Annotated in this window: 12 protein-coding genes; 5 read left to right on the forward strand and 7 right to left on the reverse strand. The window is 38.5% G+C overall.

Features of this window, described 5'->3' with window-relative positions; all coding sequences use genetic code 11:
- Positions 1 to 9 precede the first annotated feature (9 nt).
- Entirely contained in the window at positions 10 to 1,308 is a 1,299-nt protein-coding gene (locus tag J690_RS20510; RefSeq protein WP_032038008.1) for an MFS transporter, read from the reverse strand.
- Between the two features lie 237 nt (positions 1,309 to 1,545).
- Between J690_RS20510 and J690_RS20515 the strand changes: the two genes are divergently transcribed.
- Entirely contained in the window at positions 1,546 to 2,466 is a 921-nt protein-coding gene (locus J690_RS20515) for a LysR family transcriptional regulator (RefSeq protein ID WP_002163157.1), read from the forward strand.
- A 59-nt stretch (positions 2,467 to 2,525) separates the two neighbouring features.
- Here the strand turns inward: J690_RS20515 and J690_RS20520 are convergent, their stop codons facing one another.
- From J690_RS20520 to J690_RS20535, 4 genes are all read right to left on the reverse strand, one after another.
- Positions 2,526 to 3,404, reverse strand: a complete 879-nt coding sequence (locus tag J690_RS20520) for a class I SAM-dependent methyltransferase (RefSeq protein WP_032038010.1) — start codon at positions 3,402 to 3,404, stop codon at positions 2,526 to 2,528.
- Positions 3,405 to 3,517: 113 nt separating this feature from the next.
- Positions 3,518 to 5,041: a flavin-containing monooxygenase gene (locus tag J690_RS20525; protein ID WP_032038013.1), complete on the reverse strand. Its 1,524-nt coding sequence runs from the start codon at positions 5,039 to 5,041 to the stop codon at positions 3,518 to 3,520.
- A 22-nt stretch (positions 5,042 to 5,063) separates the two neighbouring features.
- Positions 5,064 to 5,897 carry an SDR family NAD(P)-dependent oxidoreductase gene (locus J690_RS20530; protein WP_032038021.1) on the reverse strand — a complete coding sequence of 278 codons (834 nt, stop codon included), beginning with the start codon at positions 5,895 to 5,897 and terminating at the stop codon, positions 5,064 to 5,066.
- Between the two features lie 65 nt (positions 5,898 to 5,962).
- Positions 5,963 to 6,922 carry a metal-dependent hydrolase gene (locus tag J690_RS20535; RefSeq protein WP_032038023.1) on the reverse strand — a complete coding sequence of 320 codons (960 nt, stop codon included), beginning with the start codon at positions 6,920 to 6,922 and terminating at the stop codon, positions 5,963 to 5,965.
- Between the two features lie 526 nt (positions 6,923 to 7,448).
- Here J690_RS20535 and J690_RS20540 point away from each other — a divergent pair.
- Positions 7,449 to 8,069, forward strand: coding sequence for a TetR/AcrR family transcriptional regulator (locus J690_RS20540; protein ID WP_032015117.1), 621 nt, complete (start codon positions 7,449 to 7,451; stop codon positions 8,067 to 8,069).
- 78 nt (positions 8,070 to 8,147) lie between these two features.
- Here J690_RS20540 and J690_RS20545 read toward each other — a convergent pair whose 3' ends face one another.
- Complete coding sequence (locus J690_RS20545; protein WP_032038026.1) at positions 8,148 to 8,870, reverse strand: pirin family protein; 723 nt, start codon at positions 8,868 to 8,870, stop codon at positions 8,148 to 8,150.
- Between the two features lie 606 nt (positions 8,871 to 9,476).
- On the opposite strand from J690_RS20545, the gene J690_RS20550 reads away from it, so the two are divergent.
- From J690_RS20550 to J690_RS20560, 3 genes are all read left to right on the forward strand, one after another.
- Entirely contained in the window at positions 9,477 to 9,704 is a 228-nt protein-coding gene (locus J690_RS20550; protein ID WP_002163179.1) for a hypothetical protein, read from the forward strand.
- 322 nt (positions 9,705 to 10,026) lie between these two features.
- A complete protein-coding gene (locus J690_RS20555; protein ID WP_005070381.1) occupies positions 10,027 to 11,346 on the forward strand; it encodes an NCS2 family permease in 1,320 nt (439 codons plus the stop codon).
- Positions 11,347 to 11,462: 116 nt separating this feature from the next.
- Entirely contained in the window at positions 11,463 to 12,461 is a 999-nt protein-coding gene (locus J690_RS20560; RefSeq protein ID WP_032038029.1) for an adenosine deaminase, read from the forward strand.
- Positions 12,462 to 12,505: 44 nt separating this feature from the next.
- On the opposite strand, the gene J690_RS20565 is transcribed toward J690_RS20560, so the two are convergent.
- The gene (locus J690_RS20565) at positions 12,506 to 13,063 is read right to left on the reverse strand and encodes a cytochrome b (protein WP_005076999.1); all 558 of its coding nucleotides are present in this window, start codon (positions 13,061 to 13,063) and stop codon (positions 12,506 to 12,508) included.
- Positions 13,064 to 13,087: the final 24 nt, after the last annotated feature.

Below are 13,087 nucleotides of genomic sequence, written 5' to 3' on the forward strand. Positions count from 1 at the left end.
TAAATAGGGTTATTGGGTTGCTTTGGCAGCGTTTACTTTCACTTTTTGGGAGAAGCTCAGCACTAGTGTCAGTAAGGTCGAGATGATGAGTAGGCCTGCAACAAAATAGAGTCCACCTGTGAAGTCTCCAGTTTGATCTTTAATCCAGCCGATCATGGCAGGGCCTGCAAACCCGCCTAAATTTCCAATTGAGTTAATCGTGGCAATGCCTGCTGCTGCGGCTGATCCTGACAAGAATATGGTTGGCATGCTCCATAGCGGTGGCTTGGCACAGCTAATACCGACATTCACAATGGTAAGTGCTGTAATTAATCCAATGACGTTATGTGTGCCTGCTGCAATTGCGAGACCAACTGCTGCGGTTAAACACGCTAGAGCAACATGCCATGTACGTTCATTGGTGCGGTCAGAGTGTCGAGACCATAAAACCATGGCAATGACAGAAACGATTGGTGGAATGGCATTTAAAAGCCCCACAGTCATAGACGTTACGCCAAGCTGTTTAATAATTTGTGGTGCCCAGATGCCGAGGGTATAAAGTCCAGCCGATGTTCCGAAATAAATCAATGCAAGGGCAAGTACCCGTGGGTTGGCAAGACCGCGAAGAATGCTGTGATGCTGATGACCATTTTTTCCAACATCTTCTTCCTTCATGGTTTTTACAAGCCATTCGCGTTCATCCTGTCTTAACCAAGTGGCTTGTTCAGGGCGGTCAGTCATATATTTAAAAACGACAACGCCTAAGATGAGTGCTGGTATTGCTTCAATAATGAACATCCATTGCCAGCCAGCGAGCCCCCAAATTCCATGCATTTCAAGTAAAGCGGCAGAGATTGGTGAACCCACTGCTGTGGCAATTGGGGCGGCTGCCATAAATAAAGCAATCACACCAGCGCGATGTCGTGTAGGAAACCAGTAAGTTAAGTACAGAATAATGCCGGGAAAGAAGCCAGCCTCGGCAACACCGAGTAAAAATCGCATAACGTAAAAGCTGGTTGAGCTTTCTACAAACGCCATACCGGCTGCAATCAGGCCCCATGTCACCATGACTCGAGCAATCCAGATACGGGCACCGACTTTATGCAAAATAATGTTGGATGGGACTTCAAATAAGAAATAGCCCAAAAAGAAAATTCCGGCACCAAACCCGAGAACCGAGGCTGTAAAGCCTAAGTCTTCTTTCATGGTGAGTGCGGCAAAACCAATATTGACGCGGTCGATATAGGCTATAAGGTATAACAACATAATAAACGGTACGATTCTCCAAGTAATTCGACGTAACGTTCGCTTTTCAATATCCATTTCCATGTCATGACTCCATATTCATGACTACCAATCCTGATTGGTAGTTTTCGCTTTCTTTACCGCTATTGATTCGGCTAGATGGCTTTTCCCGTTCATCCACAGCATTCCTTCTGCGGATATTTTTATGCTCTTAAATAAGAGATGGCTTATGTCGGGAAATATTGAAATGGATGTTAAACCCTTTAAAAAACTGATGAATCGATATAAAGTTAAATCACTATTGCAAAAAACTTAATAATCATGAATGCAGATACGGAATTAGCTTTCTTTTGTTTATTGGTTAAACAAGGAAGTCTTGTCGCGACGGCACGAGAGTTAAACTTGACTCCACCTGCGGTTTCCAGACGTTTAAATCAACTTGAAGAGCGTTTAGGTGTAAGGCTTTTAAATAGAACAACACGCCGAATTAGTTTAACCAGTGAAGGTGAGGTCTACTTTGAAAATGCGGTTCGTATTTTAAAAGAGATTGATGAAATGGAGCGTTTGGTTTCAAGTAGTCGGGCAGCACCCAAAGGGGTATTGCGTGTGAATGCTCCTTTAGGCTTTGGCCGTTCTTATATTGCGCCAGCGATTTCTACATTTGCCAAAATCTATCCTGATGTCGATGTCCAACTGCATTTAACAGACCGCCCGATTAATCTGCCAGATGAAGCCATTGATGTCTCAATCCGCTTTGGCGAAATACCTGATTCACGTCTAATTGCAAAAAAATTGGCAGCCAACCGCCGTTTATTATGTGCATCACCTAGCTATTTAAAAACGGCAGGGCAACCACTCACTCCTCATGATTTAACACAGCATCAGTGTATTGTGATTCGGCAAAATGATTCAGCTTATGGGAATTGGCGGTTAAGTCATGGCAAACAAGTTGAAACTGTTAAAGTTCATGGGCAACTAAGTACCAATGATGGGGCAGTTGCATTAAATTGGGCCTTAGAAGGCTATGGTATTTTGATGCGAGCAGAGTGGGACGTAGCAAAATATTTAAGAAGTGGTAGATTAGTTCAAGTGCTAGCGGACTATGAAACACCACCAGCAGATGTCTATGCGGTGTATTTAGAGAGACTGAATCTGTCACCTAAAGTCGCGCATTTTTTAGATCATTTACGCCAATTTTTAAATCAGCATGTCGATGGGCCAGAGCCGCGTTCAAGCTGGTAATGGTGCTATTAATCTTGATTATAAAAAAGCCAACTTAAAGTCTAAGTTGGCTTTCAATATTATTTTCTATTTAAACGCAAATGCAATAACCGTGTTGCTGAGGTGTGGCGAATTTCATCGATACGTGCATTAAAATATCGTTCAGTGATGGCTTCACCGGAAAGATCTTCGACCACTTCAAATCCCATCTGCTCCACGGCCTGATGTAAATCTCTTGGTTTAAATTGGCCCAATAAAGGCTCTTTCAGCAAATAGGTAAATTGTGCAACGCCCATACTTCCAAGTCGCTCAATACCGTTTAATTCCTGAAAATCGGTCGAATAGTCGAGTACCACTTCACTACCGTTTGCAGCAAAGTTGGCAATACTTTTTAAAGTTTGTAAGGTCGTTTGCGGATTTAAATAATGAGTTGTGCCTAACCATGAAAAAAATGCAGGAGCAGATGAATCGTAGAGACTTCTGTTTAATGCTTCTGAAATAGACTCTTTCTCAAAGTTAATCGCAACAAATTCAACGGTAGCAGGAATATTCCCTAACTTTTTTAGCTTAGTCTGTTTGGCCGCTTGAGTATCAGGATGATCCACTTCAAAAATTTTCAAAGTAGGGTAGTGGTGTGATTCACGTAGTGCAAAAGAGTCTAGGCCAGCACCCACTAATACATATTGTTCAGTGTTCTGTTGAACTGCTAGATCAAGTAAATCTTCGGCATAACGGGAGCGCCCGACCACTTGCCCAGTAAGTAAACCTAAAGTGCGGTTTAACACCGCAGAATTCATGAGTTTAACAATCAGTGTGTTAGATAGAAGTTTTTTCCAGCCTTTACTCGTTAGTTCAAAAGCATAAGGGTCTGAAAATACAGGGTTCTGTGTATTTTGAAAATGATTGGCTCGTAATGCAGCAGCGGCTTCAGCAGTACGACTTGATTGTCCTTCTTTCATCTTTATCCTGTTTTTTTATTTCTTGAAGATATTCAACGAAGAAGGCAGTGTATTTCATGAAAACTTAAAATACACTGCCTCTTTCTTACAACGGATTTGATCGAAATTACAAATTAGTGAGTTTTTGTCGTTTGATACGTCACTTCATAATCTTTCAAATCTACTTTTTTCAAACGCTGTTTAAGTTTTTTCAATGACCAAGGCCATGCGGCAAAGTTACGACCGTTGGCATCAAGGTAATAACTCTTACATCCGCCACTATTAAATACAGTTGTTTGCAGGTGTTTTTGAACCAAGTCATTGTGCTTTTTAATCACATCAGATTTAACATTTAACTTGCTAATTCCTTTGTGTTTAATTTTCAATAAGCCATCTACGATATAGTCGAGTTGTGCTTCTGCTAACCCAATGAAAGAATCATAAACCAGTACATTCGGTCCCAAAACTAAAAATGCATTTGGTACATTTTCAATGTTGGTGCCTAAGTAAGCTTCTGGTGAACTATTTTTCCAGATATCTTGTAGACATTGACCTTTTTCATTGTGAACACGTTTACCAATTGGTGGGTGGGACACTTCAAAGCCTGTACCCCAAATAATCACATCAACTTCGTGGCGTTCACCGTTAGCAGCAACCACCGTATTGCCTTCAACTTTAACCAACCCATGAGGGATTAAGGTCGTGTTTGGTGCTTGTAGCGCTGGATAATAATTGTTAGCGAATAAAATACGTTTACAACCAATATCAAAGTTTGGCGTTACGTTTTTACGTAACACTGGGTCATTAATTTGCAATTTAAGTAATTGCTTACCCAATACATTTACTGGTTTTAGGGCAAGTGGATTACGTAAACCAAAGTTAATTGCATTCAGTGTTAACGCTACACTTTTACGCCAGCTCGCCTGAATAGCCGGATATTTAGCAATGACTGATTTACTAAACTCGCCCAAGTCTGTATCTGGTTTTGGTAATACCCAAGGTGCTGTACGTTGGAACACAAACAGTTCTTTCGCTTTTGGTTGAATTTGTGGCACAAACTGAATAGCAGATGCACCAGTACCAATCACGGCAATGCGTTTACCTGTCAAATCATAATCATGGTTCCATTTCGCTGAATGGAACATTTCGCCTTTAAATGTTTCTAAGCCTTCAAGACGTGGAATTTGAGCTTCGGTAATTGGACCTGTGGCAAAAATAACGGTTTTAGATAAATATTGACCAGTACTGGTATCAAGTACCCACACATGACGTGAGTCATCCCATGCTGCGTTGAGCAGTTCGCTATTAAACTCGATTTTAGACGTAACATTAAACTCGTTACTCACATCTTCCAGATAACTTAAGATTTCTGGTTGGCGCGCAAATAAATGGCTCCATTTTGCACTTGGTGCAAATGAGTAAGAATAAAGAGCAGAAGGTACATCACAACCACAACCTGGATAGGTATTTTCACGCCATGTTCCACCAACACGGCCAGCTTTTTCAATAATCTTATAATTGGTATAACCAACTTGATCTAGGCGAATTGCAGCGGCAATACCTGAAATGCCAGCACCCACAATAAAAGTATCGAAAATATGGTTTGGTGATTTGACAGCTTTTTTTGCTGAAGCATTTGTTTTCATTTGAGCAGTCATATGTGTACTACCTATAAATTTCTTATTTAAATAATTTGTACGATGTGCCAAGGAACTTGTTATACAAGCTTGGCGATGCACGTTTCATGAGCCAGAATAACTTTGCATCAATTTGAGGAATGGTATACAACTCATCCTGATCAAGGCGATTAAGTGTTAATCTTGCAACATCGTCACTTGTCGTGAAGGCATAGTTCATCAGCGCATGGTCTGCTAGCTTTGAATAGCGTCCTGGAATTCGACCATTTTTAATGATATTGGTTGGAACCAGCGTCGGGCAGAGTACATTCACTTTAATATTAAACTTATGCAGTTCAGCCGAAAGCGTTTCTGAAAGCGCACGCACGCCCGCTTTAGTCACGTTATAAGCGGTCATTTCTGGTGCAGCAGTGTAAGATGCAGCAGATGCCACATTAATAATTGCACCGTAACCTAGCTTTTTAAACTTTGGAACAAATGCATGACAACCGTGAATCACACCCCAAAGGTTAATATTCATGACCCAGTTCCAGTCTTCTAGGCTTAACTCGTCAAACTTGCCACCCAAACCCACACCAGCATTATTAATGACAAGAGTTACAGGATGTCCAAGTAAGATTTCAGCACTTTCAGCTAGATGATTAACCTGTTCAGCATTACCCACATCACAACGCATAGCAAAAGCTTTGGCGCCTTCTTGTTCAAGAAGTTTTACTGTTTCTTCAGCAGCTTCGAGATTAATATCTGCACACACTACGCTGCCACCACGTTTTGCAAGTTCAAGTGCAAAACTTCGACCAATCCCACTGCCTGCACCCGTCACTACGGCATAAGCTTTTTGGCTTGGTTTAACTTTCTTTTTGCCAAATAAAATCATGATTCATCCATAAATAGCTTGAAGAGATACCAGCTATCTGTTCGATAGCTGGAAATACAGGACGATTAAGACATGCGTACTGGTGGGGTAAATTCTTTAACAAAGTAAGGTGCAATTGCGCCGCCTTCGGTCAGCAATTTCTTTTTGTAATACTCAAGATATTCAGTCGTATCATGATCATTTGGATGAAAGTCTGGGCGTAAGTAGTCAAGAATTTGACCAATCGTACTGCCGAAAACTCCGTCTTTTGGACCAAAGATTAAGCCTACACCACGACGGGCGTCCTTCCAGAATTTCAAGGTCAGCATCTCTTGTGGCTTTCTTAAAACCGGAACAAATAATGTAGTCGCAGGGATTAAACCTAAAATGGTAAATAGCGCGAGGAAGAAACCAGACGCACGTAGTGCATAATTACCATTTAAAAGTTGATAGACATCGTAGGCAATATCTTTATGCTCAGATTCTTCAAGCATATGCCACATCCACAATGCACGGCTTTTCTCGTCATCTGAATAATAGAAGTTCTTTTCGTGCTTCATCATGTATTCAGCAAGTACCGCAGTAAAATGCTCAATACCTGCCATCATTGATAATTTGAGTGGCTGTGGAAACTTTAAGAAAACATACTTAAAGAAGTTTGAGCCAAGAAAACGATATAGCGCAACAGGATATTCAGCATCTTGAAGGGCATCGTTATATTCATTGTGCAATTTTGAATGAATTGCTTCTTGGCCAATCAACGACGTTACTCGCTGCTTTAATATTGGATCTTTGATAAATTCACGGTGATGGCGAGCGGTTTCAATCACCAGATCTTCACCGTAAGTTAAAAATACCGAAAGTGTGGCAAAAAACAAAGTAGCAAATTGATTGTCCATATAGAATCTGACATCAATTTCTTTACCATCAAAACCAATATTTAAATGTCTGATTGGAATTGAGCTTTTGCTAGCAAAATCTGGTAGCTCAATTTCACGCTGAAATTTAAGTTTGTTGAATGATTTTTTAACTGCGGTCGAGATCATGGCGACACCCTGAAGCAAAGTAGTGGTGCATTTTGATGAAAATCAATAAACTCAATGATCAACAAAGCACTGTAAAATTCCATTTTCAAAAACAGATGATTCTCTGCATTGACTACGGTGTTGTTGCTCCGTTATTTGTTTGATTATTTGGCTGAATAACGGAAGAAGAACCGAGGCAGACAAAAGAGCTGCTTAAAGAGTCTTCTTTAATTTTTTCATATTAATCTGACATTATGTTCGGATTCAATTCGGGTAAATTTTTAAATATATAAAAGTATTTTATAGACATTCTTTGTAATAATAATTTTAAATAAATTTGATTTATATTTTTGAAATATAACAAATTAAATTTATTCCTGATCTCGGAAAATAGTAAATAAAAGCATCGATTGATTGATAAGTTGAGATCTGTTTTTCTCAGTTTTTTCACCTAAGTTTGACAACTATTCGGATTTTGTTTTTTTATTTCTACCGAGTTAGATTACATGCTAATCTGACTTTATGTTCGGATTATTGATTAGATCGTATGACTACGCGTAAACCTCGTCAAACTCGAGCCAAAGTCACTGTCGACACGATTATTGAAGCAGGTTTTATTGCGGTGGCACTTCATGGACCGAGTGGAACCACGACACGTCATATTGCAGAAATTGCAGGAGTGAGTGTCGGGGCTTTATACGAATATTTTAAAAATAAAGAAGAAATTTATGATGCGATGAATCACTTTTTTGTTCGGGAAATTCTGGACATGATTACAGAGCTTACACCGACGATTTTACAGTTGGAGTTAGAGCCTGTCATTGAAATGATTTTTTATACTTTTAGTGATTTATTAAAGAAAAATAATGACCGCTATTTGACTGTTTTGCGCTATGCAGGGGAATTGCAGTACGACAAATACATTCCCAAAATTGAACAGGCTTTAATGGAAGTCATCATGAAATATATGATGCATAATCCCAAATACCTAAAAATTAATAATTTACCCGTAATTACGTATATCTGTATCAATAGTGGAATTTTTAATGTCGCACGGCATCTTATTTTGCCAAACCCTTATATTAGTTTTGATGAAATGGTACAGGGGCTAACCACTATGATCATGAGTTATATCAACACAGAGATGGCGCGTTCAGAAGAGCATTGAGCAGAGATAGCATTTTCATAAGTCGACTAAACAATATAAAAAGCCCTCACATAAACTTTATGTGAGGGCTTAGTTGCATTATGGCATGGTTGGAACTTCTTCAGGACGCATATCGAAAATCAAAATTTCGGCGTTATCACCATTGGTAAACGATAAGCTTCCACCGTCACGAATACGTGCTGCGTCGCCAGTATTAAAAGTTTTACCATTTACATCAACACGACCTTTGGCAACGTGTAGGTACACATAACGACCCTCAGGAATTACAAATTCAGCAGTTTCTTCACCATCAAAAAGACCTGAGTAAATATTAATGTCTTGTTTGATCGATAAAGTTTTCTCACCACCTTTTGGTGAGATGATCAAATGCAATTTACCGCGTTTGTCTGCTTCATCAATATGAACTTGTTGATAGCCTGGCTCTGTATTCACTTCATTTGGAACAACCCAAATTTGCAAGAAATGAACACCTTCTTGAGCTGAATGGTTAAATTCACTATGAGCAACACCATGACCTGCACTCATCAGCTGAATATCGCCTGGTACAATTACAGAACCTGTACCCATCGAGTCTTTATGCTCTAATGCGCCTTCAAGCACATAGGAAATAATTTCCATATTGCGGTGAGGGTGAGTACCAAAGCCTTTAGATGGAGCAACGTTATCATCGTTAATTACAAGGAGGTCCGAAAAACCGACTTGTTTAGGATCCCAATAGTTAGCAAATGAAAAGCTATGTTTTGATTGTAACCAACCATGATGTGCTGCACCACGCTCGTGAGATAAACGCATATCAAACATGATGTATTCTCCTCATTTAATTTTTTATCTGAGTGCATTTTATCGTAGCGTTTATGGGAATAAATCTCTGAAAATAGAAAGCTTGGTGTGATTTATGGAACGATGAAACTTGAACGTAATTTTGCTAGTCCACCAATAGGGTCAAAGGAGAAAAAATATTTTTTAAATAAGATGAAGATTTCTTTGAGATGAATTTTTACTTTTAAAGCTAAACATGCAACATAGAAATTAGTCGCTAAAGAAACAATTTTAAAGAAAAGTAAATTAACGAAAATAGTTCCTCTTTATTTCATTTAAAGCTTAGCAAATAAAAAGAAATTTCAAGCCATATACACATTTGTCTATGCTCTATCTTTAAAATAACTTAAGAGTTAAAACCGATAAAAAGATAATATTAAAAATAACTAAAATAAGCTCTTATTAAACAAAGTTACTTTTCAATGGAAAAGTTTAGTATTTATTAGTTTTTTTAATGATATTTTTAAAATAACTTTTATTTTCAATAATTTGAATAAGAGTGTGTTATTGTAAATAAATGTGAAAATATTCACAAAGCTATAATTTTTTGTTAAGATCATTAACATTAAAAACATAGAGATAATAATAATGATCAATAAAGTATTAATAGTGTTGTGTGTGGGTATCGTCTTTGTATTAGGGTATTGGGCTTATTTAGATACTCAAAATAAAAGACATCAAGAGCTAATGCAGATCATACAAGAAGCTGAAAAAAACCTGCAAAGTATCGAACGAAATCCGAATCATGCTCATCACAGCAATTTAGCTTCTTTTCATATGCAACAATATATAGGCGAGAAAAAAATTATTTTCTAGCAATAACGAGCTATAAATTTCTAACTTTTTACAGTGTCATTGGTCATATCTTTTCATAAATTTTGATCATGTTTCTGTTGAATCTGTTAAACTTATTGAACGTATAGTAAAAAAGCTGCATAGGGGTTATGCAGCTTTTTTGTGTTTCAAGAGGGGCTGTGGTTGTTTGCTATGTATAAAGCTAGAAATCAAATGAGTGGCATATTTGTTGCTTCTTAAATTTGAGATTCTTGTTTATAGGACTGAACAGAAAAACAATATTGTTCAGAGACCTACATAGACGTAAATATTCCACAGTTCAGATTTTGCATAGAGGCTACTTATGGCGGCGCCCAATTCTTCGGCAGGCTGGTTAGAGCGTTTATTTAAGCTAAGCGACAATAAAACCACTTTCCGAACTGAAGTTCTTGCTGGTGTAACTACATTCCTAACGATGTGTTATATCATTATTGTCAATCCACTCATTTTATCTGAAACCGGCATGGATCATGGTGCCGTATTCGTTGCAACCTGTTTGGCAGCAGCAATCGGATGTTTAGTAATGGGGATCATTGCTAATTATCCGATCGCACTGGCCCCTGGTATGGGTTTAAACGCTTACTTTACCTACTCGGTTTGTATGGGAATGGGCGTGCCATGGCAAACAGCTTTAGCCGCTGTTTTTGTTTCAGGCCTTGTCTTTCTTGCAATTAGCTTCTTTAAAATTCGTGAAGCGATTGTTAATGCGATTCCAATGTCACTTAAGTTTGCAATCGGCGGTGGTATTGGTTTGTTCCTAGCGCTGATTGCACTAAAAAATGCTGGAATCATTGTTGATAACCAAGCGACATTAGTCGGTTTGGGCGATATCAAACAGCCTACAGTATTATTAGCGCTATTCGGATTTTTAATGATTGTGGTTTTACACCAATTAAAAGTTCGTGGCGCAATCATTATTAGTATTTTAGTTGTTACGGCCATCGCTACTGCTTTAGGTTTAAATGAATTTAAGGGTGTAGTGGGTCAAATTCCTTCAATTGCACCAACATTCATGCAAATGGACTTTGAAGGTCTATTTACTGCAAGTATGGTCGGCGTCATTTTCGTATTCTTTATCGTCGACTTGTTTGACAGTACAGGTACTTTGGTTGGTGTTTCACACCGTGCAGGTCTTTTACAAGACGGTAAATTACCTCGTTTGAAGAAAGCATTATTTGCAGACTCTACTGCAATCGTTGCAGGTGCCGCATTAGGTACATCTTCAACTACACCATATATCGAATCAGCTTCAGGTGTAGCAGCAGGCGGACGTACTGGTTTAACTGCTGTTGTGGTTGCAGTCTTATTTATCTGCTGTTTATTTTTAGCACCTCTTGCTCAATCTGTACCAGGTTTTGCAACGGCGCCAGCTTTATTGTTCATTGGTGTGTTGATGATCCAAGGAATCACTCACATTGATTGGGATGATATTACTGAAGCTGTTCCAGCATTTTTAACCATTGTATTTATGCCATTTACCTATTCTATTGCTGATGGTATTGCAATGGGCTTTATTAGCTATGCATTAGTTAAATTGTTCACGGGTAAGGCAAAAACTGTACCGTACATGGTATGGATTATTGCTGCACTTTGGGTATTTAAATTTATCGCGTTTGGCGGTTAATATGATTTTTTATAATTTTCTTCTTGAGCTATCTTAGACATAGTTTTCAATAAGAAGAAAATTATAAAAGGGTGTGATTTTGACCACACCCTTTTTTCTTTAGACGTGGAGTTAATATGAATCAAGTCGAGCTGATTCGCGCCTTACCAAAAGCCGAATTGCATGTGCATATTGAAGGGACTTTCGAACCTGAATTAATGTTTGCAATTGCCCAGCGCAATCAGATTCAGATTCCTTACAAATCTGTTGAAGAAGTAAAGCAAGCTTATAACTTTCATAATCTTCAATCATTCTTAGATATTTACTATGCTGGCGCGAATGTTCTTGTACATGAACAAGACTTCTATGATTTAGCATGGGCTTATTTTGAGAAATGTGCCGAAGATCATGTCGTTCACACAGAAATGTTCTTTGATCCGCAAACCCATACAGACCGTGGTGTTGCGTTCTCAACTGTGATTAATGGTTTAAAGCGTGCTTGTGTAGATGCCAAAGCTAAGTTTGGTATCAGCTCTCAACTGATTATGTGTTTCTTACGTCATTTAAGTGAAGAAGCTGCATTTGAAACGCTTGAACAAGCGCTGCCGTTTAAGCAAGATATTATTGCTGTAGGCCTTGATTCAAGTGAAGTAGGGCATCCGCCAGCTAAATTTGAACGTGTGTTTGCTAAGGCGCGTGAAGAAGGTTTCTTAATCGTTGCTCATGCTGGTGAAGAAGGTCCTCCTGAATATGTATGGGAAGCTTTAGATCTACTTAAAGTGAATCGTATTGATCATGGTGTGCGTTCTGAAGAGGACGAACAATTAATGACGCGTTTAATTAATGAAAAAATGCCATTAACGGTTTGTCCTTTAAGTAATTTAAAGCTATGTGTTGTTAAGGATATGAAAGATCATAATATCCGCCGTCTTTTACAAAAAGGCGTACATGTGACGGTTAACTCAGATGATCCTTCATATTTCGGTGGATATATGAATGATAATTTCTTTGCCATTCAGCAAGCATTAGACTTAAACAATGATGAGTTGAAACAACTCGCAATTAATTCTTTTGAAGCTTCTTTCATTTCAGATGAAGAGAAACAAAAGTGGATTGCAGAAATCCAAAAAATCTAAAAAAAAAAACCGCCTGTGATAGGCGGTTTTTTTATACATCAGGTTTATTTAGGCTGTTTGGTCATACTATTTAAAATATTGTCTTTATCAATAAAGTGATGTTTCAAAGCTGCAAGTACATGCCCAACAATGAGAAAACCGGCAAACCAAGAAATATAAATATGTAATGGTTTAACAACAGCTAAAAGCTCTGGGTTATCTTGCACTAAACGCGGAATTTCAAATAAATATAAAACAGGGGCAGGGTGACCAGCACTCCAACTAAACAAGCAACCAGTGACAGGTAAAGCCACTAAAATTACATAAAGGAATAGATGACCCACGTGTGCCAGAGTTTTCATCATCGGTGACATGGTGTCAGGTAGTTTGGGAGCTGGATGTGTATAGCGCCATAAAATCCGGATAATGACTAAAAAGATAATGGTGGTTGCAATATTCTTGTGCAACGTAATCACATCACCTTTAAAGCTGCCATCAACGTCATAGCTTAAAAAATTTCCACTATAAAAGCCAATAACCCATGCGACGATGAAAATAATTGCCATCACCCAATGCAGAATTTGTGCGGTACGGGTGTAATACTGAGAGGAAGCAGCAGGCATAAAAGACCCTTTTTTTGTCGTTTT

The sequence above is a fragment of the Acinetobacter sp. 742879 genome (assembly GCF_000588535.1).
Lineage (GTDB): Bacteria > Pseudomonadota > Gammaproteobacteria > Pseudomonadales > Moraxellaceae > Acinetobacter > Acinetobacter pittii.

Bases quoted from the DNA above. Each gene is read 5' to 3' on its own strand.
- J690_RS20565 (WP_005076999.1), bottom strand. From the start codon at position 13,063: ATGCCTGCTGCTTCCTCTCAGTATTACACCCGTACCGCACAAATTCTG.
- J690_RS20535 (WP_032038023.1), bottom strand. From the start codon at position 6,922: ATGATCTCGACCGCAGTTAAAAAATCATTCAACAAACTTAAATTTCAG.
- J690_RS20530 (WP_032038021.1), bottom strand. From the start codon at position 5,897: ATGATTTTATTTGGCAAAAAGAAAGTTAAACCAAGCCAAAAAGCTTAT.
- J690_RS20515 (WP_002163157.1), top strand. From the start codon at position 1,546: ATGAATGCAGATACGGAATTAGCTTTCTTTTGTTTATTGGTTAAACAA.
- J690_RS20550 (WP_002163179.1), top strand. From the start codon at position 9,477: ATGATCAATAAAGTATTAATAGTGTTGTGTGTGGGTATCGTCTTTGTA.
- J690_RS20555 (WP_005070381.1), top strand. From the start codon at position 10,027: ATGGCGGCGCCCAATTCTTCGGCAGGCTGGTTAGAGCGTTTATTTAAG.
- J690_RS20545 (WP_032038026.1), bottom strand. From the start codon at position 8,870: ATGTTTGATATGCGTTTATCTCACGAGCGTGGTGCAGCACATCATGGT.
- J690_RS20510 (WP_032038008.1), bottom strand. From the start codon at position 1,308: ATGGAAATGGATATTGAAAAGCGAACGTTACGTCGAATTACTTGGAGA.
- J690_RS20560 (WP_032038029.1), top strand. From the start codon at position 11,463: ATGAATCAAGTCGAGCTGATTCGCGCCTTACCAAAAGCCGAATTGCAT.
- J690_RS20525 (WP_032038013.1), bottom strand. From the start codon at position 5,041: ATGACTGCTCAAATGAAAACAAATGCTTCAGCAAAAAAAGCTGTCAAA.
- J690_RS20540 (WP_032015117.1), top strand. From the start codon at position 7,449: ATGACTACGCGTAAACCTCGTCAAACTCGAGCCAAAGTCACTGTCGAC.
- J690_RS20520 (WP_032038010.1), bottom strand. From the start codon at position 3,404: ATGAAAGAAGGACAATCAAGTCGTACTGCTGAAGCCGCTGCTGCATTA.